Raw genomic sequence first — 23,387 nt, forward strand, 5'->3', positions numbered from 1 at the left:
AACCATATCACTTAATCATACAGTTCAAGATACATTCGAGATACTGACAGAGCCGCTAGCAGCTGCTGCACCTACCGATCAGCAGCCAGCAAATGACTCCATACGCCACGTTATCATCACCGAATCGGATGAAAATGCCCCCAGCGCCGGGTCACTTTGCCGGAGCTAATGGCCGCTTTTGCCCAAGCCATTCACCAAGCCGAAACCGCATGGAAGTCCTGACTGAACTGCTGGCTTTCTGGCAAAATCAGGCCGGGAAGCTCGGCCATCAAACCCTGCAACACATCGGCCTGACGGCAGCTTCCCTCCTGCTGGCGGTGCTGGTGGGCGTGCCGCTGGGGCTGCTGCTCACGCGTCGGCCGCGGCTTGCGCCTGCCGTGCTGGGTTTCACCGGCATACTTCAAACTATCCCCAGCATTGCCCTGCTCGGCTTCCTGATTCCGGTGCTGGGCATCGGGCCGCAGCCGGCCATTTTTGCGTTGTTTCTGTACTCTTTATTACCCATTGTGCGCAACACGTTGGCGGGTGTACAGGGCGTGAGTCCGGCCGTAGTGGAGGCGGCTCGGGGCTTAGGTCTTACCGATGGGCAGGTGCTGCGCCGGGTCGAATTGCCGCTGGCTTTGCCGGTGCTGTTTGCGGGCATTCGGACGGCTACTGTCATCAATGTGGGCGTGGCTACGCTAGCCGCTTACATTGCGGCGGGTGGCTTAGGCGAGTTCATTTTCGGCGGAATTGCCTTAAATAATCCGGCTATGATTCTGGCTGGCGCCATCCCGGCCGCTGCGCTGGCCCTGGCCTTCGATGCGGCACTGGCCAGGCTCCAACGCCTCAGCGCCCGCCGCCTCACACGCGTGGGGGGCTTTTTGCTAGTGCTGTTGCCTTTGCTGGCGGGCTTGTATCTGCTGCCCCGCGCCACGGGCAAGCTGCTGGCCGGCTTCAGCCCTGAGTTTGTGGGCCGGGCCGATGGGCTGCCGGGTCTGCAAACGAAATATGGGCTGCGGCCCCTGCCCAGCGTGATTCTGTCGCCCGCCTTGGTCTACGAAGCCGCCCGCCACCGCGACGTGGATGTAATTGACGGGTACTCCACCGACGGCCGCATCAAGGCGTATGATTTGCGCGTGCTGCGCGACGACCGGGGGCTTTTCCGCCCTACTTTGCCGCGCCCGTGGTGCGCCAGGCGGTGCTGGCGGCCCACCCCGAGCTGCGCCCGGTGCTGGAAAAGCTCGCCGGCCGCATCAACGACTCGGTGATGACGGAGCTGAACTACCGCGTAGACTACCGCCACGAAACGCCCCGCGCCGTGGCCCACGACTTTCTGCGCCGCCTGGGCCTGTGGCGCGCACCGCAACCTGCTACTGGTGGAACTATTACGCTGGGCTCCAAGATTTTCGCCGAGCAGTATATTCTGGCCGAGCTGTACGCGGCCCTCATTCGGGGCTACACCAACCTGGATGTCGTCACCAAAACCGGCCTGGGCGGCACCAGCATTTGCTTCGAGGCCCTGCGCTCCGGCGACATCGATCTGTATCCGGAGTACACGGGTACGGGCCTGCTGGTGCTGCTCCAGCCTCCTCCCGCCACCGTCGATTCGCTGGGGGGCAATCCGCGCGCGGTGTTCGACTACGTGCAAGCGCGTTTTCGGCAGCGCTACGGTCTGGAATGGCTAAGCCCTTTGGGCTTCAACAATACCTATGCCCTGCTCATGCGCCAGCAGCAGGCCGAACAGCTGCAAATAGCCTCCGTATCGGAGCTGGGAGCTTATCTGCGCAGATAATTCAAACTACGAAATAAATGCCCCCAGAGCAATTATTGAGGGCTTTTTGACTCTTAGAAGCCGTGGAAATTCGTTCGGGCAACCAACGATTCACTCAATCAGGTCCGCAAGAATTCCGAGTCCGGAACGGGCTCCATCCCATTGACTATGCTCAACAGACAGGCTTCAGCTATTATCAGATCAATAACCTGTCAATCAGATCGATACAAACAACTACCGTCTGCATTTTTGTCCTAAAGAATTAACCCAGAATTAAATCGTGGCGGAATCTCAGATAAAGCAATCCGGTAGAGCTGGCAAACCGTAGCTAACCTTAATCAAATACTAGTCTTTCATCCTTTTATACCAAAGTCCCACGGAAATGAGAAAACCGTCTTACCTCGTCAAGTTTAGTGCGTTTGCCCTTGCTTTAGCCTCGCTTACCAGCTGCGAGGATGTGCTGGAGCAGTACTTCCCCAAGAATGGCAATGGCGACGACAATCCCGTTCCCAGTCAGGATATCCCTTTTTATGCCTTATCGGGTGGGGTGAAGCTTGATCTGTTTTCCACCAAGAACCCTGCTCGCAGCTCTGCCTCAACCTCGATTACGGGTTTGCAAGCCGGCGAAAAACTGCTGGGTATTGACTTCCGCCCCGCCACGGGCCAGCTATATGGCATCGGCAGCACCAGTCGTCTGTACGTCATCAACCTCGCCACCGGCGCGGCCCGTGCTATCGGCAGCGGCCCTATTACGCCCGCCTTGGAAGGCGATATGGTGGCCTTCGACTTCAACCCGACCGTTGACCGCATTCGTGTGGTGACCAGCACGGGCCAAAACCTGCGCCTCAATCCCGAAACCGCAGCCGGCACTATCGTCGATGGCGGCATTAATGGGGTACCCGGCGCTGGCATCACCGGCGCAGCTTACACGAACAGCGTAGCCGGTGCCAGCGCCACCGTGCTCTACGACCTCGACCCAGCCACGAATACGCTGTATCGGCAGGACCCGCCCAACAACGGTACGCTGGTAGCCGTCGGCGACCTGAAGCTCGATATCAGCGGCAACGGGGGCTTCGATATTGATGCTAAAACAGGCACGGCCCTGGCCCTGTATGATGTGAATGGCAAGCCCACCCTTTTCACGGTTGACCTAGCCACCGGCAGCACAAAAACGCTGGTAAAGTACGACAACACCGCAGCTTACACAGGCCTCGCCATTCCAACCCGGCCAGTAGCCTATGCGTTGAATCTGGCACGGGGCATAAGAGGGGGAACACTGAACGACCTGTTTATATTCGACCCTACCAATCCGTCAACTGCTGTAACGAAGAGCGTTACAGGCCTGAAGGAAGACGAGGGAATTACTGGCATGGATTTCCGACCAGCCACGGGCCAGCTTTATGCCCTAACCAACACCAGCGAGCTTTACATTCTTAACCTCGCCACGGCTGCGGCCACGAAGGTAGCTACCCTCAGTATTCCTCTAGAAAGCGGGCCCGTAGGCGTATCAAATGGAATTGGGTTTGACTTTAACCCCGTCGCTGACCGCATTCGCATTGTGAGCGAGTCGGGCCAGAACCTGCGGGTAAACCCCACGGACGGTGTGACTATCGCGGATGGCCGTATCAATCCGGGTACGCCTAGAATTCTGGCGGCGGGCTATGATAATAGCTTCGCGGGGGCGACGGCGACGAATTTATACGTTCTTGATGGCAATGGTAAACTATATCGGCAGAGCCCGCCCAATGACGGCACCTTAGTGGAAGTAGGCAACACTGGCATTGCCAACGTAGCAAACTTTGATATTGGCGGTAGCACCAACACAGGTTATCTGTTCACGGGTAATGGTGGTGGCTCACCTACCCGAGTCTCTACCATCAATGTAACGACGGGAGCGCTTACCTCGTCCACCGAGAGCTTTAACGCGGGCGGAAATCCCACGGCATTTGCTGTTGGCTTAGGTTTCTAAGGCTTATTAACTTGTTGCAAAAAAGCCCACCAGACAACCTCTGGGGGGCTTTTTTGCAGTAAGTAAATATGTTAGTAATAAGCAAGGCTACTGGCAGAAGTTCAACAGGCTGCACTATGCGCCTCGTTGAAAAACTGGAAATCAAATCAGCTTGCAGTAGTCATTATTGACGCAAAATTTTATATTTAATCATATATTTTATTAGTTAAATCTAAAACTCCTGTTTCTATGTTTAAATCCTCTTTCCTCGCCAAGTGGGGCGTGGCTGCTTTGCTCCTGGCCTCGCTCACGAGCTGCGAAGACATCCTGGAGCAGTATTTCCCGAAGCCCAACCCCACGCCCCCCACCTTTCCATCGCTAGGAATAGATATTCCGTTCTATGCTTTGTCCGGCGGCACGCGGCTCGATGCCTATTCCACGAAAGATGCCGCAACGCGTACGGGCTCCGTGGCCATTACCGGCCTGCAAGGCGGGGAGCGGATTTTAGCTATCGACTTCCGGCCCGCTACGGGCCAGCTCTACGGGGTGAGCAGCGCCAGCCGCCTCTACGTGATTAACCAGAACACGGGGGTCGCTCGAACGGTTGGCACCGGTGCCTTCACGCCCGCGCTGGGGGCAATTTGGTGGCCTTCGACTTCAACCCCACCGTGGACCGGATTCGCCTCGTCACTTCCACCGGCCAAAACCTGCGTCTGCACCCCGAAACAGGCACGGTGGCCGCCACCGATGGTGCTATCAATGGGGCGGCAGGCGCAATGATTACCGGGGCCGCCTACACCAATAACGTCGCGGGGGCTGAGACTACCGCCCTGTACGCCATCAATCCGCAGAGCCAGCAGCTCTACCTCGTTAATCCACCCAACGACGGCACCGTTACGCCCGTGGGCGCTCTGAATCTGAACGTTGCCGGTGACGGCGGCTTTGATATTGACGCCAAAACCGGAACCGCCCTGGGCTTGTATTCCGTGCAAGGCAAGCCTACGCTTTTTACTGTCAACTTAGCGACGGGAGCTGCTCGCTCCTTGGCTCAGTACGCGGCCAGCCTGAACTACAGCGGCCTTGCCATTCCTACCCGGCCCGTAGCCTATGCGGTTGGTAGCATTACCATTGGGGGCCGATCAACGTCGAACGTGCTACATATTTTCGACCCAACGGATACGTCCGATCCGGCGGCTCGGGTAACCAAATCCTTTTTGGGACTGGCTCGCAATGAGGCTGTTCTGGGCATGGACTTCCGACCAGCCACGGGACAGCTCTACGCGCTAGTATTAGGCAACGGTGGCCCCTTCGTAGACGGCAGCGACTTTCCGGCCAGCACCCGACTATATACGATCAATTCGGCTACGGCCGAGGCGACCCGCGTGGCCGATATAAGCATCCCTCTGGATTTTGGGGTCTTCGGGCTCACGCATGCGTTTGATTTTAATCCTGTTACAGATGAAATCCGCATTGTGAGCCCTACGGGTCAAAACCTTCGGGTAAATCCCACAACCGGCGCCGCTACTGTTGAAAGCCTCATCAATCTGGCCTCCACAACGGTTCGGGCAATAGCCTACACAAATAGCCTCGTGCCGGCCCCGAGCACCAGCCTGTATGCCTTAGGCTCAGAAACAAGCACCACAGCCCGAAAGCTGTATCTGCTTAATCCGCCGAATTCAGGCACCTTATCAGAAGTTGGCACCCTGGACGTAAGCGGATTCCCCATCGCATTCCCTACGGCGACAGTTCAGATGGTGACCTTTGATATCGCGGGCACCACCAATACCGCCTACGGCATCGCTTCTCTGGGCACTACCACGGACTATGGAATTGCAAGAATCAACCTTGCAACCGGTAGCACCACATTGGCTCGCCAGCTGACTGTCAATGGTGGCCCCAGTATCACTGCCTTAGCGGTGGGGTTAGGATTTTAACCTCCCCACTTTACCCTCCTAAATCGAAGCAGAAGCAAAAAAGCCCCCTAGAAATGTTCTGGGGGCTTTTTTGCAAATATTCTTTAACCTTACGGATTCACTACGCCATAATCTTCCGACTCCACGGGGTGAGCGGCCGGAATACTGGTGGGCGCGGGTTGGCCGGGCAATTGCATTTCCCAGCCCTGCCGCATCTGCGTGAGGCCGGCGCGGGCGGTGAGGTCGAACTGGCAGGGCACGATGGACACGAAGTTGTGCGCCAGCGCCCACTCGTCGGTTTCGTCGCCCTCATCGAGGTTCACGAAGCTGCCGATCAGCCAGTAGTACGGGCGCTGGTGCGGGTCGTGGCGCAGATCGAACTCTTCCTGCCACTTCGCGCGCGCCTGACGGCACAAGCGGGCCCCCAGAATAGGCGTATCTGACTTTTTAGGAATATTCACGTTCAGGGCCGTGCCGGCCGGAATGCCATGCTCCAGCGCCTGACGCGTGACGTGCTCCACCCATTCTTCAGTGTGCGAAAAGTCGGCGGAGTGGCCGTAGTCGCACAGGGAAAAGCCGATGGCGGGCAGCCCTTCAATGGCCGCCTCAATAGCCGCCGACATGGTGCCCGAGTACAGCACGTTTACCGAGGAGTTGGAGCCGTGGTTGATGCCCGACACCACCAAATCAGGCTGACGGTCTTTGAGCACATGATGCTTGGCCAGCTTCACGCAATCGGCGGGCGTACCAGAGCACTCGTAGGCTTCAATGCCCTCGAAAATGGTGCTGGCATCGAGCCGTAGCGGGTGGCCGATGGTAATGGCATGGCCCATGCCCGACTGGGGCGAGTTGGGAGCCACCACCACCACTTCGCCGATGCGGCGCATGACGCGCACGAGCGTAGCGATGCCGGGGGCCGTAATGCCATCGTCGTTGGAAATCAGAATCAGGGGTTTGGAAGGTATAGCAGCCACAGGAAACAGAATTTAAAGTGAGTAACCGAGCCGCAAAGGTAGGCAAGCCCGGCGGCATACGCCCCGGAAGCCATTCTCCGACTGCTTTTAAGTCAACGACGAGCGCACCGCTACCGTATGGCATCGGTACTATGTTCAACTTCTCTGCTTCTGCCCGGGCCGCAGCATTGCTACTGGCCCTGACTGCCGTTAGCGCCTGCGACTCCTCCCCGACTCAAACCTCCGTGGCTTCGGGTGGCGAACAGCCATTTCAATCTTCGCCCCCACCTACAGCATCTGCCCCATCGGCTTCGTCGCCACCGCCACCGGGCACCCCCGAGAAACCCGTATCGGCGACCAACCCCACTACCCCCGACTCTCTGCATTTGATCAGCTCCGACCGCGTCGGGCGCCTGCGCCTTAATACCAGCGAGCAGGCTGTTCTGCGCCTGATTCCGGCCAGCCGCCGCCGCAAGTCCACGCGTACCGTCGAGGGCATTACGTACCCCGTGTATGAGGTAACCGATGCGCAGCAGCTCACCGCGCCGCCCATCATGCTGGAAATGGCTGGCGATGAGCAGGATGGCTTCCGTATCTGGCGCATCCGCGTGACCGACCCGCAGTACCGCACCGCCGATGGCATTGGCGTAGGCTCGCCCTACGGTGCCGCCCGCCAGCAGTACGGCATCACCACCATCGAGAAAACCGATGCGGGCCTGGTAGCCGTATCCGACGCGGTAAATATGTCATGGGTTCTGGATGAGCAATCTCTGCCCGCCAAGGGCTCTGGGCAGTTGAGCCCTACTGACGTGCCTACGGCCACGCGCATTATCGGGGTATTGGTGTCGAGGTAGGGCGGGAAGAGTGCAATTGCATTACGCTATATTTCCTGTACTTTGGCAATGTCGAGCTACCTAAGGGTTTAGCAGCCCACAACCACTCACGGTTCTATCATCTATCTATTGCCTATGCTTCTGTTCGAAAACACCTATCGTACGCGTGATTTTGGGTTGTTGATACTGCGCGTGGGTCTGGGTATGATGTTCACCATTCATGGCTATCCGAAGCTGATGGGTGGTCAGGCCGCCTGGACCGAAGTAGGTAGCGTGATGAAGCTGGTCGGTCTTGATTTTGCTCCTACTGCCTGGGGCCTGCTGGCCGCCGTAGCGGAGGCTGTTGGGGGGCAATTATTAGCCGTAGGACTGTTCTTTCGAATCACGTGCGTGGCCTTGCTCATCACCATGATTATGGCCGCCATTATGCACATAAGCAAAGGCGATGGTTTTGGCGGCTATTCCCACGCAGTTGAGTCGGCATTCGTGTTTTTAGGGCTGCTGTTCATCGGGCCCGGCCGGTATAGCCTCGATAAACTGCTGTTTCCGGGTCCGCGCCGGCTGTATCAATAAACGGCTACAGCATCACTTAATACATGAAAAAGCCCCCCATATCATAATCTGGGGGCTTTTTCATGTATCAGCTTTTCTAAAAGCTTGTTATCTCCTATTCCAGGCTCATCTCTATCAGGGTGAGCATATGTTCTATTTCAACTGATCCTTCTGCTATAATTAATTTATAAAACGCTGTAAATCTGATATTTAATTTGAAAATATTATTATACTAATAATTATTTATCTACTACTTCAATTTTGAAGAACAGAACTAAAGTAAACGACGTAAGGCGGAAAGCCTCTGCGTTCAATTATTTCTTCTTTCCATCCTATCATCCCGTTTCTATGCTAAAACCCTCTTTACTCGCCAAATGGGGCGTGGCTGCTCTGTTATTATCGTCGCTGAGTAGCTGCGAAGACATCCTAGAGCAGTATTTCCCCAAACCTAACCCTACGCCTCCACCCACCTTTCCTAGCTTAGGGCTGGATATCCCATTTTATGTTTTGTCCGGTGGGACGCAGCTGGATGCTTATTCCACCAAGGATGCGGCCACCCGCACTGCCTCCGTGGCTATTACTGGCCTCCAGGGCGGAGAGCGAATATTGGCCATTGATTTCCGCCCCGCCACGGGCCAGCTCTATGGCTTAGGCAGTAATAGCCGTCTGTATGTGATCAATCAAATTACGGGAAGTGCCCGCGTCATAGGTACCCAAGCCTTCTCGCCTGCGGTAGTTGGAGGCATAGCAGGCTTTGATTTTAATCCTACCGTCGACCGCATTCGAGTAGTATCGTCCACTGGACAGAATCTACGGCTGAACCCCGAAACGGGCGCCGTTGATGCCACCGATGGAGCTATTAATGGCGCTTCTAACGGTGCCATCCTAACAGGAGTAGCGTACACAAATAATACGAATGGGGTTTCTACGACTGCACTGTACGCCATCAACTCGCTCGACAAGCAGCTCTACTTAGTAAACCCACCTAATAATGGTACTGTAGCTCCGGTGGGAGCGCTCAACCTTAATATTGCCGGCGATGGCGGGTTCGATATTGATGCTAAGTCTGGTGCTGCATTAGGATTATATGCAGTTAATGGCCAGCCAACGTTGTTCACCGTTGATCTTACTACAGGTACAGCGCGGCCTTTGGCTCAGTATAGTGCCAGCCTGGGTTACACGGGGCTAGCCATTCGGACGCAGCCTATTGCCTACGCCACTGCAAACGTATGCTCGGCCAGCGGCTGTCCACAACAGCTATTAATTTTCAACCCAACCGATCCTACTACATTTATTAATAAGCCCATTACTGGCCTACTCAACCAGGAGATTTTAGAAGGTTTAGACTTCAGGCCGAGTACAGGGCAGCTTTACGCCTTTGGTCGGATCAACAATTGGCTATACACGATTAATCCAGCTACTGGAGCCGCAACCTTCATAGCCAGATTGAGCACAAATTTGCTTGGTGGAGCAGCAGGGTTTGATTTTGACCCATTAATTGATGCCATACGTATGGTAAATACTAATAGAGACAATTTGCGGGTGAACCCAGTCACGGGAGCTGTTACCCGAGATATACCTTCTTCTGTCATCCCAACTTACATAATCGCAGCAGCCTACGACAATAATTTCACAGGTACAAATGCCACTAACCTGTATGTTGTTGACTACCTAACGGACAGGCTGTATCAGCAGAATCCGCCTAACACAGGCAGGTTGACCGATATTGGTAGACTAGGTATTGATGTAGGGGGCGATACTCATCTTGACATAGGCGGGCTTAGCAATACGACTTATCTAATGCATACCCCATCCGGTGTTTTTAATGTCTCGCGGCCAGGTCCAAGTGGGCTTTACACCATTAAACTGTCTACGGGAGTAGCTACCTCTGTCGGCGACTATGACTTTCTCCGCGCATTAGGGGATTACCAACTGGGTGGTTTTACTATAGGCCTAGGTTTCTAAGCTTTCCACGCTTAGCTCTATTGCCCCATTGAACCTCTAAATACAGGCCTGGCTCATGAGTCAGGCCTGTTTCGCTTTTAACGATCTGCTGAGCCGTGTCGCAAACTCTATCAACCGACGACTCTGCTCACTGTTTAGGTATCCTGTTTTGTAGCTGACGCGCATATAAAGGAAAGGTAGAATAACTCAATGCCAACCGCCTCTAGTATTGTCAGCGTTGGGGTTTTCTTTTTTTAGCGTTGATTGCAGAAAATTCTTCGCTGCTGCATGCTCGCATTTCTCCTCTCTGCCTCCCTGCTTTTCACCGCACCTACCGACTGGCGCACACCCTTCGAGAAAGGCAACGGCAATACCACCGCCACCCACACCGAGTGCATCGACTACTACAAACGGCTCGACGCGGCCTACCCCGAAATCACCTTGCGTGAGGCCGGCACCACCGATATTGGGCAGCCTTTGCACGAGGTAGTCGTGTCGCTGGATGGTGACGCGGACCCGGCTTCGGTGCGGGCCAAAAACCGGCGCGTGGTCTTTATCCAAAACGGCATTCACCCCGGCGAGCCCGAAGGCATCGACGCCAGCATGATGCTCGTGCGCGACTACGTGCAGAAGAAGGAGCTGAGGCGCCAACTTGAAAATGTAACATTAGTACTTATTCCCATTTACAATGTAGATGGCGCCCTGAACCGCAACAGCACTACGCGCGCCAACCAAAATGGCCCCCAGGAATATGGCTTCCGCGGCAACGCCCGCAACCTCGATCTGAACCGCGACTACATCAAGCAGGACTCGCGAAATGCCCGCAGCTTTGCCCAGCTTTTCCAGCGCTGGCAACCGGAAGTATTTGTTGATACGCACACCTCAAATGGTGCTGATTATCAGTACACGATGACCCTGATCGATACCCAGCGCGACAAGCTGCATCCGGCCATGAGCCAGTACATGCAGCAGCGGCTACTGCCGGCTTTGTACGCGGGTATGGAAAAGAAGAAATGGCCCCTCACGCCCTACGTCGACTTTGAGGGCCGCACGCCCGAAAGCGGCCTACGCGGCTTCCTGGAAACGCCGCGCTACTCCACCGGCTACACGACATTATTCAATACGCTGGGCTTTGTAACGGAGACGCATATGCTCAAGGAATTTGCCCCCCGCGTGCGCGTCACCTACGATTTTCTGGATCTTCTGATTCGTACGGTGCACCAGGATGCAGCCCAGATTAAGCAGGCCCGCACCACCGCCGATCAGCAAACGCGCACCCAAACCGACTTCCCTCTTACTTGGCAGCTCGACACGATGCAGGTAGATAAGTTCAGCTTCCGGGGCTACGAAGGCCGCACCAAAACCAGCGAAGTAAGCGGGCAGCCGCGCCTGTACTACGACCGCAAAGCGCCTTTTACGCGGCCCGTCAACTACTACCATACCTACCGCCCCACTACCACCGTGCACCGCCCCGTTGCCTACCTTATTCCGCAGGCCTGGGGCGAAGTGCTGGAACGTCTGCGCCTGAGTGGTGTGCAGCTTCAGCGCCTTCGCCGCGACACCACTCTCACAACAGAAGTGTACTACGTGGAAGACTACAAAACCTCGCCGCGGCCCTACGAAGGCCATTACTTGCACTCACAGGTGAAGCTGCGTCCTGAGCAGCAAGCGTTAGCCTTCCGAAAGGGCGATTATGTGGCCGTAGTTGATCAGGCGGCGGCGCGCTACCTTGTCGAAACCCTGGAGCCTCAGGCTACGGACTCATTCTTTAACTGGGGCTTTTTCGACAGCATTCTGCAGCAGAAAGAGCACTTTTCCGACTATGTATTCGAAGACCTAGCCGCCGAGCTACTCCGCCGCGACCCGCAACTGCGCCAGCAGCTCGAAGCCCGCAGGAAAGAAGATCCGACTTTTGCCAAAAGCGCCAGCGCCCAGCTCGACTTCATCTACCGCCGCTCTCCGCATTATGAGAAATCATACCAGCGCTACCCCGTAGCCCGCTGGCTGGGGGGCAAATTGCCGGTAGAATAAGGCATTTATCTCTAATGTGGTATACAATTCCACAATTGTCATGCAGAGGCGAAGCCGAAGCACCTCGCTCGCGGTAGTAGGATTACTAACCTCTCGTCCGCACGCGAGATGCTTCGTCCCTGGCTTGATGCGCCACATGCTCTGCATGAAAATTGTAAATGTTCAACGGAGCTTTCAGTAAAGTTTTAAGCCTTTTACCACCATTCTAATACCCATACATGCCCATCCTTGAAATTGAGAACCTCTCCAAAAACTATGGCAGTACGCAGGCGCTTAAGGGCCTGAACCTCACGGTGGAGGCAGGCAGCGTATACGGGCTGTTGGGGCCGAATGGCAGCGGAAAAACTACCACACTCGGCATTGCGCTGGGGGTGCTGCAACCATCGGGGGCACCGTACGCTGGTTTGGGGGGCAAATTTCAAGTGCCAGCAAGCGTCGGGTGGGGGCTTTGCTGGAAACTCCCAACTTTTTCCCTTACCTCTCCGCCCGCCAAAACCTCCAGATTGCCGCCGAGGTGAAGGGTGCCGACCCCGCCACCATCGCGGAAGCGCTAGAAATAACGGGCCTGGCGGCCCGCCAGCACGATGCGTTTCGGGGCTTCTCCCTGGGCATGAAACAACGGCTGGCGCTGGCTTCTACCCTACTGGGTCGCCCGGAGGTTCTGGTGCTGGATGAGCCCACCAATGGCCTTGACCCTCAGGGCATTGCCGAAGTGCGTGCTTTGGTGTTGCGCTTAGCGGCCGAAGGAAAGACGATCATTCTGGCCAGTCATCTGCTTGATGAGATTGAGAAGGTTTGTACCCACGTGGCCGTGCTTCAGCGTGGCGAGCTGCGGGCAGCGGGGCCCGTCAGCGACATACTGGCCGTTGCCGACCGAGTTGTGTTGCGTCTGGCGCCAAATGCTGCGCCGGCGGCGCTACTGGAGGCGCTGGGGGGCTTTTCCTGGGTCACCGATGTACGGCCCGAGCCGGGCGGCGCGTTCAGCGCAGTGCTGGGCACTGGCTATCAGCCCGCCGAGCTGAACCAGGCTCTTTTCCTGCAAGGCTTGGTGCTCAATAGTCTGGAAATCAGGCACCGCAGCCTCGAAACGCAGTTTCTGGAGCTCACTAAATAGCGCCTATCCTCCTTATTTCTTTCTCAACAGCCTCATTTTCTTACTATTGCCCCATGCTCGTACGTACTGAACTCCGCAAGCTCCTGCCCTACCGCACGGTCTGGATTGTGCTGGCGCTCTTTGTAGGTCTGCTGGCTTTCTTCGTGTCGGTGGGCGGCAACATAACCATCAATGGCCAGACCGTAGGCAACACCCTGTATGCATTTCCGGGCTTGTGGACCAAGCTGGCATACGTCGCCAGCTATTTTCATCTGCTGCTGGGCATTCTGCTCGTCATTCTCATCACCGACGAATTCCAGTTTCGCACCTTCCGCCAACAGCTCATCGATGGCTTATCGCCGGCCGGACTGATTCAGGGAAAACTGGCTGTATCGGGCCTGCTTACGCTGTTTGGGATGCTTGTAGTGCTGTTGGTCGGGCTTTACTTCGGGCTTACGCATGCCGGCGAGTCCAGTACTTCCCCGCAGAAGGCCTGTTCGACGCCCTGCTTCGCTACGGCGTGCAGGCCCTGGGCTACCTCAGTCTGGCTGCCCTGTTTGGCTTCCTGATTCGCAAGAGCGGACCAGCCATTCTGCTTTTCCTGCTGTATTCCTGGGTAATTGAGCCCCTGCTGCGGCTTCCCGTCGACGACCAGATTGACCGCTATTTCCCCACCAAAGTATTTTCCAGCCTCACGCCCAACCCGTCGCAGGCCATCCTCGAAACCATGACCGGCCCCACCAGCGCCCTCACCGCCACCCAAGCTCTCCCGCTGACGCTGGCTTACGCTGGTGTATTCTGGCTGCTGAGCTACCTACTGGTGCGCTATCGGGACTTGTAGATTTTGCTCATTAAGACTCCTGGCGGGGGAGTGAGGCCCCCGCCGCACCTTCCACTTCCGCTTCAGGTATGGCTACTAGTTCTATAGGCTCAGATTAGCATAAAAAAGCCCCCAGATATTTTCTGGGGGGCTTTTTTATACCTTCTAAACATTATACTCAGTAACCGCACCTTCCGCTCTCGCTCCAGGTACGGCGTAGGCCGAGCGTGAGGCTCCCCCTCTTTTTGGGAGAGGGGGTCGGGGGGTGAGGACACTCGTCTGGGGGCTTTTTTAATGCTGACTATTGAAACCGTACGACTAAGGCTGCTTTTCCTCCGTCAGCGAATTAGCATAATTCACGATGAAGGCCAACTCGCGGGCAATAGTGAAGTTCAGGTTGTTCTGCTTCGCGTACTTCTCGATCTGCCGGGCCTGCTGCGGGAAGGCGGCCAACAGATCCTTCTTCGGATTGCGCAGCGGAATAATATTGCCTGTTGGTGTACCCAGGTAGAAATTGTCCTTTATCTCCGAGTACGAGCCCGCATAGCGCGAAGGCCCAGCCGGATACCCACCAAAGCCGCCCCCATAACCATAAGGACCAGCGGCATACACAGGCCGCTCGATAAGAGCTTCGCGGCGCAGCAACACTGTGGGCCCGCTGCTCAGCTGCTCAAAAAACGCCGGCGATTTGTAGTCGCTGTAATCGTTGTCGCGGTTCCAGCGGTAGGTCCGGAATACGCGAACCAGGCTCGTATCGGGCCGCTCCCGACGCTTGGGCAAGGGCCCGTTGAAGAACGCGGGACTACCGTAGTAGTAGCCCCGGCGCGCATCATAAAAGTCGTCGTAGTAATAAGCGTCGCGGCGCCGGTCAAACTGCTCGCCTTTCACCGCAAAGCTCTGCACCGCCACCGCCGAAAGCGTATTTATGGTATTATTGGGCATGGTCATGCGCACCACGTCCTCGTTGCGGTGCAGCACAAGCGGCCCTTCCAGCGTATCGCCGTTGGCCAGCAGAATGGTGCTGCCCGCAAACTCCTGCACGAAATTGCTGCGCTGCGCCAGGGCAGCCGAAGTCGGAAGCAAGCTAAGCACCAGGGCGGCCGCGCCGGCACTCAAAACGGAACGCAGGATTTTCATAGCCAGAGTAATATAGCCAAAAAACGCGTTTTTCGGCCTTCAGGCTATAATTCTTTTTCGGCTTCTACCGTCGTTTTACCGGGGTGCGGCTTACTCAGAATCATATGACCGAGCTTATCGCGCTTAGTAGTCAAATAACTCTGGTTGTGTTGGTTGGGTTCAATTTCGATGGCTACGGTTTCTACAATTTCCAGTCCGTATCCCATCAGGCCGGTACGCTTGCGCGGGTTATTAGTCAGCAGGCGCATCTTGCTGATTCCCAGGTCACGCAGAATGGAGGCGCCTACGCCGTAGTCGCGCTCATCCATGCCAAAACCCAGTTCCACGTTGGCTTCCACCGTATCGCGCCCCTGCTCCTGTAGCTTGTAGGCGCGCAGTTTATTGAGCAGCCCAATTCCACGACCTTCCTGATTCATATACACTACTACGCCACGGCCGGCCTTGTCGATCTGCTCCATGGCGTGGTGCAATTGAGGGCCACAGTCGCAGCGGCACGAGCCGAAAATATCGCCGGTTACGCAGGAAGAATGCACCCGTACCAGCGGTGGCTCCGCGCCGGCTAAGTCGCCTTTTACCAAAGCCAGGTGATGAGCCCCGTTGGAGCGCTGAGTAAAGGCATACAGGTCGAAATCGCCCCACTGAGTGGGTAATTTGACGGTGATATCGCGGGTAATCAGGCTTTCCTTGGCCAATCGATACTTGATCAGATCCTGCACCGAAATCAGCTTCAGATCCCAGCGCCGAGCCACTTCCTCCAAATCGGGCAGACGGGCCATTTCGCCATCTTCCTTCAGAATCTCCACCAGCACCCCAGCCGGCTCAAACCCCGCCAGACGCGCTAAGTCTACCGCCGCCTCCGTGTGTCCGGCGCGGCGCAATACGCCTTCTTTGCGGGCCTTAAGCGGAAAAATATGCCCCGGCTTACCTAGCTCTTCCGGCTTGGTAGTGGGGTCAATCAGGGCCAGAATGGTCTTGGAGCGGTCAGAAGCGGAAATACCCGTCGTGACGCCGTGGGTGAGCAAGTCAACCGATACGGTAAAAGGCGTAGCGTGCAGGGCCGTATTGCGCCCGACCATCAGCTCCAGACCCAGCTCCTCGCAGCGGTCTTCGGTAAGGGGCGCGCACACCAGGCCGCGGCCGTGGGTGGCCATAAAATTTACGATTTCGGGCGTGGCGCAGCGGGCAGCACAGATAAAGTCGCCTTCGTTTTCGCGGTCTTCGTCGTCGACCACGATAACTACTTTGCCGGCGCGGATATCGGCAATGGCGTCTTCTATTGAATTAAGCATGAACGTAGGTGATGCAGTTTAAAGGATGTTGCGGCGGTCGGCTTTTCAGAGAAACCATCGGCAAAGCTGGTGTAATAACCGCCAACGGCAGCACGAAGTTACGGGGCTTGAAGTTATGGGGCTCCGGGAGGAAATGGGCGAACGAGCAACGCTCCTCCTGGGTAAGGAGGAAAGCTGCGCGTTCACTCACTTATGCTGGTTTATTCTTTTGCCAGCTCAGTGGCACGCTGTTGCGCTGCCTTTATGCCATCCACCAGCGTTTCGGCCAGGTGGCCCGCCCGGAACGTGCGCAGCGCCGCCTCCGTAGTCCCGCCTTTGGAGGCCACGTTGGCAATAAGCTGGTCGATGCTTTGGTCGGAGTTGTTCAGCAAATGAAAGGCCCCCAGCATGGTCTGCTTCACCAGCAGCCCCGCCACCGATTCTGAGAAACCCATTTCCTGCCCGGCCCGCATCATGGCCTGCACGATATAGTAGAAGTAGGCTGGCCCGCTGCCACTCACGGCCGTAACGGCATCGAGCAAGCTCTCATCTTCCATAAAAATAGAGCGACCCGTGGCGTTGAGCAGGTTTTCGACCTGATGCAACCGGCTGCGGCTTACCTCGGCAGAGGCCGAAAACCCCGTAATTCCCATTCCCAGCAAGGCCGGCGTATTGGGCATGGCTCGCAGCACCTGCCGGTGATTCAGCTCCCGCTGCAAGCGCGCAATCGGGATGCCGGCCATGATGGATACTACCACCTGCTCGGGTTGCAGCACCTGACGCAGCCCATCGGCTACCCGACCAAAATCCTGGGGCTTCACCGCTACCATTACCACATCGTAGCTGCCCACTTCGGCCGACAGCAAGGCAGTTGGCATCCCCAGTTGGGTGGCATTCAGGCGCGCGCAATGCGCGTCGTCGCGGCCCAGCAGGAGCATATCGGTGCGGGCCACGAGGTTGTATTGCAGAAACGCTTTTGCAAAAGCCTGCCCCATGTTGCCGCAGCCCAGAATGGCAATGCGTAAGTTCGTGTTCATGAGGTTGAAGTGATTAGAAGCTTATTCTGGCGTCATGCCAATCAGCAACTTTGCCGGCAGTCCCCGTTGCTGTTACAACTAAATTCAGGAATGCGATGTGCTTATCCTAGCGCTTTTCCAACAGGCGCTCCAATCGGCTGGTAGCCGTGGCCCAGTTATAGTTGTCGCGCACGAACTCCAGGCCCCGTTGAGCCAATACTTTTGCCCGTTCGGTCTTCGTGAGCAGGTCGCTGATGTGCGCGGCCAGCTCCGCCGCCGTTTGACCAACCAGCAAATGCTCTCCTACCGTACCGCGTAAGGCATTGTTTGCCAGCGGCGTAGTCACGCAGGGCAAGCGCATGGCCATAGCTTCGAGCAGTTTGTTTTGCAGGCCCGTGCCCACGCGCATGGGCGCCACAAAAACGCCGGCCGCCGCATACGCCTCCCGAATGTCGGAGAGCCAGCCGCTGACCGTAACGGCCAGTGAGGCCAGTGCCTGCACCCGCGCCGCTGGGGTGGTGCCCGCAATCAGCAGGCGAGCTTTCGGGTGGCTTTGGCGAACGAGGGGCAGAATTTCCTCGGCCAAAAACACGGCAGCATCCACGTTCGGATGGTAGTTCATGTTGCCGCAAAACAGAATCTCGTATTCTTTTTTGCTTTGCACGGGCCGAAAATAGCTGGTATCGATTCCGTTCAGCACCACCTCAATCTCGGCCCGCCGTGGGTGGTCGATGAGTTGGCGGTCTTGGTCGGAAATGATGGTGTGATGGCGAAACCACTCAAACGCCGCCGCCTCGTAGGTACGCAAGCGCTGGGCTTCAAGCTGAAACACCGGCCGCTGCCACTGGGGGCTTTTTCGGCCCGGCGCAGCATACCAGCCGAAAACACATCCATATAATCGAGGGTGCAGGGCAGGCGCTGCGTGTGGGGGCGCAGGTATTCGGCCATACGTATCAGCTGGCAGTAGGCGTGGTCGGGCTGAAACTGGGTGATTAGCTGATTGAGGTGGCGCTGGGCGGCAGCATTGTGAAAGTAGCCCACCTGCAATGGCAGCCCACTGGCCAGGGCGCGGGTCATGTTCAGACCGATGCGAGGCCGGCGCAGGTGGTGAACGTGCAGCCCACCGGCGCAAAGCGGCGTTACGGCTGCCAGCGCCGACGCCGATGCGGGCTCATCGGTGAGGGCAAACAGGCAAATCTCATGGCGCTGAGCCAGGTAGCGGAGCTGGTGGAAGGCACGCAGCTTGTCGCCCTTGTCAAGCGGGTAGGGAAACCGGGACAGCAGGACGAGCAGCTTCATGGGGGGCAAATTTAGACGCCGGAGGCAGCCAAGCTGCGATACAAGTCTACAAAGTGGTTTACTACCTGAAGATTATCATACGTGCTCAGGATGGTTTGGCGGGCGGCCTGCCCAATTTTGACCTGATTCAGCTCGCCCTTGTAATAGCTCTCGATACGGTTGATCCACTCGCTGGGCTCATCACAGAGCACAATATCGTGGTCGTTGCGCACGCTGATACCTTCAGAACCCAGGCCGGTACTGATTATACACTTCGCCAACGCCATGCCCTCAATAATCTTGATGCGCATGCCGCCGCCGCTCAGCAAGGGCACAATCATGATTTCGTAGCGCTGCATAAACTCCGCTGCCGACTCCACAAAGCCATGCACAAACACGTTGCCGCCCTTTAGCCGCATGATGCGCTCGGGTGTATCCTTGCCGGCAATATGTAGCTCCAGCTCCGGCATTCGCTCGTGCACGTAGGGCCACACATTGGTCAGAAACCAGTCGAACCCTTCCAGATTGGGCAGCCAGTTCAGCGAGCCAATCATAAACAGGGTTTTGGGTTTGGGCTGAATCGCGGAATCAATCTGAAACCGACTCAAATCTACGCCGGCCGGCACGAACACAACCGGCTCAGGGCAGCCCATGGCCCGGAGGCGGCGCTGGTCAGGAGCCGTAATAGCGGCCACGGCATTAAAGCGCGGCAGATACTTTTCCTCGAAGCGCTTCAGCCCATTGGCCAAATGGTGCAGATACACGGCTTTAATAGGATTGCGCTCCCGCTCAGCCAGCATCTTCCAGATGGTATGCTCCACATTATGAGCGCGTAGCACCACCGGCAGGTTGGGGCTTCGGCCCGGATAACATCCACGTACCAGGCTACAAAAGTGCCTTCTACCTGCACCACGTCGAAGCGTTCTGTGCGGAGCAGCTGTGTTAGCTCCGCTACCATCTGCTGGCTTACAAAGCGCTCCACATTGTAAGGCAGGTTGCCCAGAAATAGGTTTTTCAGCGCTTTCACGGGGTTCAGACGCGTATCAACGGGTACTGTGAGCAGGCGCACGCGGGGCAGGTGGCTTAATACTTCCGCAGACTGTTGGTGCTTAGGCGTGTTGGCGGCCAGCACCGTTACCTGATGTCCGGCCCGGGCCAGGCCAGCAGCTACGTCGTACATGGCAATAGCGCCTCCATCATGAGGCGGAAACGGCACGCGCGGACAAAGCTGCAGGATATGCACAGGAAGTATTATGAAAATTATATATTAATCAGAAGTCGCAAAGCTACAAAGAACCCACAGGCGGCCAAGCTGGCAGGTGGCTTAGGCCCGAAACAGGCGAATAAGCTCGTACACCTGCTCATCTGTACCCAAAACCAGCAGCACATCACCCAGCGTGGGCACGATGTCGGGGTTGGGGCTTACTTCCATCTTGTCATTGCGGTGTTTGAGCCCGATAACCGTAGCACCCGTCTGGGCAAAAATGTCCAGCTCTCGGATGCTACGGGCGTGCCATTCTGGCTTAAGGTCTTCCAGACGCAGCTCTTCCAAACGCAGCTTATTAGGCCCCAAGCCCGAAATCATGTCCAGAAACCGAATGACTTCGGGGCGAATCACAAGATTGGCCATATGCGAGCCCCCTATCTCATCAGGCATGACGACCGAGTTGGCGCCGGCGCGCAACAGCTTCCGCTCACTGGTTTTGGCACTGGCCCGGGCAATAATGCGAATGTTTGGGTTCAGTTCACGGGCCGTAAGAGCCACAAATACATTATCGGTGTCTTTGGGAAGGGCCGTAATGAGAGCCCGAGCGCGGTCTACGCCAGCGGCGCGGAGCGTATTGTCGTCGGTAGCGTCGCCTAAGACGGATAGCAGGGTTGTTTTGCTAATTTCGGCAGCCGTTTTAAGTAGCACTTCATCGAGCTCAATTATAACTACTTGCGTACCGCTGGCCCTCAACTCATCATATGCCTTGCTCCCATTGCGGCCGAATCCACACACAATTACATGGCCTTCTAAATGACTAATCTCCTGGTCGGAACGAAACATAGCAAAGGCATTGAGCAACCCACCCTCGAAAATGTAGGTGGTGAGCACCGACAAAAGGTAGGCAACAACCAGCAGGTTGAAGAATATGTAAATCGAAACAAATAGCCGCCCGGCCGATGACAAGGGATGCACTTCGCCATAACCAACCGTTGATACGGTGATCATCGTCATATAGAGGGCATCGAGCAAGCTATACCCCTCGATGGCAATGAAGCCGATAATGCCGGTACCCAAGCTGATAACTGTCAGCAGCAAGGCGAACAGTAATCGGTTCAGGTTAAGACGCTTCCACATGCACAATAATAAGTCCGCAAAGCTACACAGAACGCCCCGCCGACCAAGTGCTTCCGATGCCCTTCGGTAGTTGTTCGTAATTGGGCTTCTCCAGTATCGACCTACGCGGAGAGTGTATGTATGCTTTCGTTCCAGCAGATGACTTACAGCAAGAATAAAACTGGTAGCTTTCTATTTTTGAGTGTGGCTTTAATGAGTTTGCAACTATTGTTAAATTGAGACGCTGGGTATAACTAGCATTACGTTAAGCGAATTTTCCGCGAATAAACAAGGGAAGTAAGGCGAGCACTCTTCTTCGTTAAATTCAAGGACGAGAAGGTAGAAAAAGGAGAAGGCCTGTCCTTTTTTGGTTGGTAAATTGTGAATGGCTAAGTCATTTTTCACTACTACCAGCCCTATGTGGACGCCTTCTAGCCAGACGGCGATAGGACAAGACTAATGATACTTACTATTCAATCCATTTAACTAGGTGTACGGCTTCTTATTTTATACCAGCTACCAGGCGGCTATCCGCTCGAATAGTTGGGCGGGTGTTCCCGCACTAGGAGGCTGCAGTCCCGTGGCCACGTGCGTCTTTATGAATGCGCTTTCCGTGACGTTCGTACTGGAGCGCCTCCTAGATTGGGATGCCAGTCCCTGGTTCCGACCGGAATATAAATGGCTCTTTTCAGCGGTTATAGTTCTGGGCACGATAGCCTATTACCTGCTGAATAAGAGGTATGAAAAGATCCTTGCTAAGTATGACCGGTTTCCAGTTAGTAGGCGGATCCCAGCAGTACTCGTCTTTCTGGTTTATTACGCCCTGACCGTCTGGCTGCTGTTTATAGCTGCTTTTTATAGAAACCATGATTGGATTTTTAGATAGGTTAGAATCAAGCGTCAATTATGGCTAACCTTCTAAACACCCTTAAGGTCGTATAAGGTCTGTGGCTGTTGCAAAAGTCAACTTCCTGAGAGTGTGCGGGGTTGGTAGCGTATGCTCGGCTTTCACCCCATTCGGACTTCGCTGATGAAGTTGGTGCCCGCGCGCCATTTCTACCAGCAACTGCTGCGGACCGTCGATTTCAGCTTCGTGCGGCCCCTGTTCGCCCCTTTTTACAGCACGGGCGGGCGGCCCTCGCTCGATCCCGTGGTGTTCGTCAAGCTGCTGCTGGTCGGGCACTTAGAAAATATCACCTCGGATCGGAAGCTCCTGGAGCTGGCCCAACTGCATCTAGGCATCCGCGCTTTTTTGGGCTATGACCTGGCGCAGCCGCTGCCCTGGCATAGCACCGTCTCGCGGACCCGGCAACGCCTGCCCGTATCGGTTTTCGAAGCCTGCTTTACCCACATTGTCGGTTTGTGTATTCAGCAGGGCCTGGTCAGTGGCCATACCCAAGTCATGGACTCGGCCTACATCAAAGCCAATGCCTCGATGAGCCGCCTCCAGCCCAAGCGTTCCCGCGGGGCGGCCCAGGCGGGCCCCACCAGGGATGATGAGGGCCAAGCGCCGCGCATCACGGCGACGCCCGACCGGTTAAAGCATATCCAGCGCTTCCACGCCGCGATCCTCAAAGCCGCGCCCAACAAACCGGGGCGACTCGTCAGCAATCTCACGCACTACAGCCCTTCTGATCCCGAGGCACGGATTGCTTTCAAGTCGGGTAAACCCCGCATCTTAGCCTATACGGCGAGTGTGAGCGTCGATACGGCGCAGCATGTCATCACCCACATCCATGCCGACCTAGCCGACTGGCGCGACAGCCGCTATCTGCTCGCCATGGTCGACGCGACCCAGCAGCGGTTGAACACCCTTGGGAGGGGAATGACCATTGTTGTGGCCGATGCCGGCTATTGCTCGGGGGAGAACTACGAGCAGTTGGAGGTGCGGGGCCTGACGGGCTACATTCCGGCCCATGGCGGGTATAAAAGCGAGCACGCGGGCTTTACCTACGATGCCGCTACAGACAGCTATACCTGCCGTCAGGGCAAACAACTACCGTTTAATAAGATCTTTGTCGATCCGCAGGGTAACCCGAAGAAACGTTACATGGCCCAGGCCAGGGAGTGCAAGATCTGTCCGGTAGCCGAGCAGTGCAAGGGCAAAAAGGCCAAGGAGAAGCGGCTGCATCATACGCCCTACAAAGCCCACTACGAGCGCATGTTGGAACGCCTAGCCACTCGAGTCGGCAAAGGCATGCGGCGGCTTCGCTCCGCGACCGTCGAACCGGTCCTGGGTAGCTTGATCACTTACTATGGCCTGCGCCACCTCAGCAAGAAAGGCCAAGCCGGGGCCGCGAAAGTCATGTATCTGGCCGCCATGGCCTATAACCTGAAGAAGTGTCTGCGCTCTAGCTCCTGCCAGCCCGGCGGGTGGGGAATCGCGCTCCCAGCACCTGCGCCCTTTCGTTGGCTCCTGCTCTACTTTTGCAACAGCCACGGCCATTATGATAAATAAATGACTCAGAAGGAGAATGTCATTAGTAACGGTAATACTCCAGAGCCCGCGCTGCATCAGCAAAAAC

20 protein-coding genes and 3 pseudogenes are annotated in these 23,387 nt (G+C 56.2%); 14 read left to right on the plus strand and 9 right to left on the minus strand.

The features are described from left to right. Positions 1 to 209 precede the first annotated feature (209 nt). The 5 genes and pseudogenes from H9L05_RS18440 to H9L05_RS24175 all read left to right on the plus strand — a co-directional run. Positions 210 to 1,261: pseudogene (locus H9L05_RS18440) on the plus strand (ABC transporter permease/substrate-binding protein); the annotation flags it as partial. Beyond that, entirely contained in the window at positions 1,250 to 1,774 is a 525-nt protein-coding gene (locus H9L05_RS26435; RefSeq protein WP_317175200.1) for a glycine betaine ABC transporter substrate-binding protein, read from the plus strand. The pseudogene H9L05_RS18440 and the gene H9L05_RS26435, both read left to right, overlap by 12 nt. A 361-nt stretch (positions 1,775 to 2,135) precedes the next feature. Beyond that, positions 2,136 to 3,722 carry a DUF4394 domain-containing protein gene (locus H9L05_RS18445; protein WP_187732157.1) on the plus strand — a complete coding sequence of 529 codons (1,587 nt, stop codon included), beginning with the start codon at positions 2,136 to 2,138 and terminating at the stop codon, positions 3,720 to 3,722. Positions 3,723 to 3,950: 228 nt separating this feature from the next. Next, positions 3,951 to 4,726: pseudogene (locus H9L05_RS24170) on the plus strand (DUF4394 domain-containing protein); the annotation flags it as partial. Positions 4,727 to 4,852: 126 nt separating this feature from the next. Then, complete coding sequence (locus tag H9L05_RS24175; protein ID WP_223284982.1) at positions 4,853 to 5,635, plus strand: DUF4394 domain-containing protein; 783 nt, start codon at positions 4,853 to 4,855, stop codon at positions 5,633 to 5,635. Between the two features lie 89 nt (positions 5,636 to 5,724). Here H9L05_RS24175 and surE read toward each other — a convergent pair whose 3' ends face one another. Beyond that, the gene (gene surE / locus H9L05_RS18455) at positions 5,725 to 6,579 is read right to left on the minus strand and encodes a 5'/3'-nucleotidase SurE (RefSeq protein ID WP_187734335.1); all 855 of its coding nucleotides are present in this window, start codon (positions 6,577 to 6,579) and stop codon (positions 5,725 to 5,727) included. 140 nt (positions 6,580 to 6,719) lie between these two features. Here surE and H9L05_RS18460 point away from each other — a divergent pair, with 140 nt between their 5' ends. The 8 genes and pseudogenes from H9L05_RS18460 (at position 6,720) to H9L05_RS18490 (ending at position 13,861) form a co-directional block, all read left to right on the plus strand. Further along, entirely contained in the window at positions 6,720 to 7,421 is a 702-nt protein-coding gene (locus H9L05_RS18460) for a hypothetical protein (RefSeq protein WP_187732159.1), read from the plus strand. 114 nt (positions 7,422 to 7,535) lie between these two features. After that, positions 7,536 to 7,973: a DoxX family protein gene (locus H9L05_RS18465; RefSeq protein ID WP_187732160.1), complete on the plus strand. Its 438-nt coding sequence runs from the start codon at positions 7,536 to 7,538 to the stop codon at positions 7,971 to 7,973. Between the two features lie 240 nt (positions 7,974 to 8,213). Further along, on the plus strand, positions 8,214 to 9,917 hold the full coding sequence (locus tag H9L05_RS18470; protein WP_187732161.1) for a DUF4394 domain-containing protein: 1,704 nt from the start codon (positions 8,214 to 8,216) through the stop codon (positions 9,915 to 9,917). A gap of 267 nt (positions 9,918 to 10,184) precedes the next feature. Then, positions 10,185 to 11,927, plus strand: coding sequence for a M14 family metallopeptidase (locus tag H9L05_RS18475; protein ID WP_187732162.1), 1,743 nt, complete (start codon positions 10,185 to 10,187; stop codon positions 11,925 to 11,927). A gap of 218 nt (positions 11,928 to 12,145) precedes the next feature. Then, positions 12,146 to 12,552, plus strand: a pseudogene (locus H9L05_RS25275) (ATP-binding cassette domain-containing protein); the annotation flags it as partial. Then, a complete protein-coding gene (locus H9L05_RS18480; protein WP_394368501.1) occupies positions 12,538 to 13,041 on the plus strand; it encodes an AAA family ATPase in 504 nt (167 codons plus the stop codon). The pseudogene H9L05_RS25275 and the gene H9L05_RS18480, both read left to right, overlap by 15 nt. A gap of 53 nt (positions 13,042 to 13,094) precedes the next feature. After that, positions 13,095 to 13,589 (plus strand): ABC transporter permease, encoded by a 495-nt coding sequence (locus H9L05_RS18485; RefSeq protein ID WP_187732163.1) that lies wholly within the window; start codon positions 13,095 to 13,097, stop codon positions 13,587 to 13,589. Continuing rightward, on the plus strand, positions 13,541 to 13,861 hold the full coding sequence (locus H9L05_RS18490) for a hypothetical protein (RefSeq protein WP_187732164.1): 321 nt from the start codon (positions 13,541 to 13,543) through the stop codon (positions 13,859 to 13,861). The genes H9L05_RS18485 and H9L05_RS18490 overlap by 49 nt, the downstream gene beginning before the upstream one ends. Before the next feature lie 297 nt (positions 13,862 to 14,158). Here H9L05_RS18490 and H9L05_RS18495 read toward each other — a convergent pair whose 3' ends face one another. The 8 genes from H9L05_RS18495 to H9L05_RS18530 all read right to left on the minus strand — a co-directional run bounded on the left by H9L05_RS18495 (position 14,159) and on the right by H9L05_RS18530 (position 20,883). Continuing rightward, complete coding sequence (locus tag H9L05_RS18495) at positions 14,159 to 14,977, minus strand: hypothetical protein (RefSeq protein WP_187732165.1); 819 nt, start codon at positions 14,975 to 14,977, stop codon at positions 14,159 to 14,161. Positions 14,978 to 15,021: 44 nt separating this feature from the next. Continuing rightward, entirely contained in the window at positions 15,022 to 16,266 is a 1,245-nt protein-coding gene (locus H9L05_RS18500; protein ID WP_187732166.1) for a bifunctional 3,4-dihydroxy-2-butanone-4-phosphate synthase/GTP cyclohydrolase II, read from the minus strand. 200 nt (positions 16,267 to 16,466) lie between these two features. Next, a complete protein-coding gene (gene proC, locus H9L05_RS18505) occupies positions 16,467 to 17,282 on the minus strand; it encodes a pyrroline-5-carboxylate reductase (protein WP_187732167.1) in 816 nt (271 codons plus the stop codon). A gap of 106 nt (positions 17,283 to 17,388) precedes the next feature. After that, positions 17,389 to 18,069, minus strand: coding sequence for a glycosyltransferase (locus H9L05_RS18510; protein WP_187732168.1), 681 nt, complete (start codon positions 18,067 to 18,069; stop codon positions 17,389 to 17,391). After that, positions 17,955 to 18,560, minus strand: a complete 606-nt coding sequence (locus H9L05_RS18515) for a hypothetical protein (RefSeq protein WP_187732169.1) — start codon at positions 18,558 to 18,560, stop codon at positions 17,955 to 17,957. Before H9L05_RS18515 ends, H9L05_RS18510 begins: the two co-directional genes overlap by 115 nt. Positions 18,561 to 18,571: 11 nt before the next feature. Continuing rightward, the gene (locus H9L05_RS24180; protein WP_262892574.1) at positions 18,572 to 19,360 is read right to left on the minus strand and encodes a glycosyltransferase family 4 protein; all 789 of its coding nucleotides are present in this window, start codon (positions 19,358 to 19,360) and stop codon (positions 18,572 to 18,574) included. Further along, the gene (locus H9L05_RS18525) at positions 19,273 to 19,782 is read right to left on the minus strand and encodes a glycosyltransferase (RefSeq protein ID WP_187732171.1); all 510 of its coding nucleotides are present in this window, start codon (positions 19,780 to 19,782) and stop codon (positions 19,273 to 19,275) included. Before H9L05_RS18525 ends, H9L05_RS24180 begins: the two co-directional genes overlap by 88 nt. A gap of 81 nt (positions 19,783 to 19,863) precedes the next feature. After that, positions 19,864 to 20,883, minus strand: a complete 1,020-nt coding sequence (locus tag H9L05_RS18530; RefSeq protein ID WP_223284560.1) for a potassium channel family protein — start codon at positions 20,881 to 20,883, stop codon at positions 19,864 to 19,866. Between the two features lie 976 nt (positions 20,884 to 21,859). Here H9L05_RS18530 and H9L05_RS18535 point away from each other — a divergent pair. Further along, positions 21,860 to 23,320: an IS1182 family transposase gene (locus tag H9L05_RS18535; protein ID WP_187732172.1), complete on the plus strand. Its 1,461-nt coding sequence runs from the start codon at positions 21,860 to 21,862 to the stop codon at positions 23,318 to 23,320. Positions 23,321 to 23,387: the final 67 nt, after the last annotated feature.

The sequence above is a fragment of the Hymenobacter qilianensis genome (assembly GCF_014489555.1).
Lineage (GTDB): Bacteria > Bacteroidota > Bacteroidia > Cytophagales > Hymenobacteraceae > Hymenobacter > Hymenobacter qilianensis.

Coding starts and splice junctions, on each gene's coding strand:
- H9L05_RS26435 (WP_317175200.1), top strand. CDS start 1,250: ATGACGGAGCTGAACTACCGCGTAGACTACCGCCACGAAACGCCCCGC.
- H9L05_RS18445 (WP_187732157.1), top strand. CDS start 2,136: ATGAGAAAACCGTCTTACCTCGTCAAGTTTAGTGCGTTTGCCCTTGCT.
- H9L05_RS18460 (WP_187732159.1), top strand. CDS start 6,720: ATGTTCAACTTCTCTGCTTCTGCCCGGGCCGCAGCATTGCTACTGGCC.
- H9L05_RS18465 (WP_187732160.1), top strand. CDS start 7,536: ATGCTTCTGTTCGAAAACACCTATCGTACGCGTGATTTTGGGTTGTTG.
- H9L05_RS18475 (WP_187732162.1), top strand. CDS start 10,185: ATGCTCGCATTTCTCCTCTCTGCCTCCCTGCTTTTCACCGCACCTACC.
- H9L05_RS18480 (WP_394368501.1), top strand. CDS start 12,538: ATGAAACAACGGCTGGCGCTGGCTTCTACCCTACTGGGTCGCCCGGAG.
- H9L05_RS18485 (WP_187732163.1), top strand. CDS start 13,095: ATGCTCGTACGTACTGAACTCCGCAAGCTCCTGCCCTACCGCACGGTC.
- H9L05_RS18495 (WP_187732165.1), bottom strand. CDS start 14,977: ATGAAAATCCTGCGTTCCGTTTTGAGTGCCGGCGCGGCCGCCCTGGTG.
- H9L05_RS18500 (WP_187732166.1), bottom strand. CDS start 16,266: ATGCTTAATTCAATAGAAGACGCCATTGCCGATATCCGCGCCGGCAAA.
- proC (WP_187732167.1), bottom strand. CDS start 17,282: ATGAACACGAACTTACGCATTGCCATTCTGGGCTGCGGCAACATGGGG.
- H9L05_RS18515 (WP_187732169.1), bottom strand. CDS start 18,560: ATGAAGCTGCTCGTCCTGCTGTCCCGGTTTCCCTACCCGCTTGACAAG.
- H9L05_RS18530 (WP_223284560.1), bottom strand. CDS start 20,883: ATGTGGAAGCGTCTTAACCTGAACCGATTACTGTTCGCCTTGCTGCTG.
- H9L05_RS18535 (WP_187732172.1), top strand. CDS start 21,860: ATGCTCGGCTTTCACCCCATTCGGACTTCGCTGATGAAGTTGGTGCCC.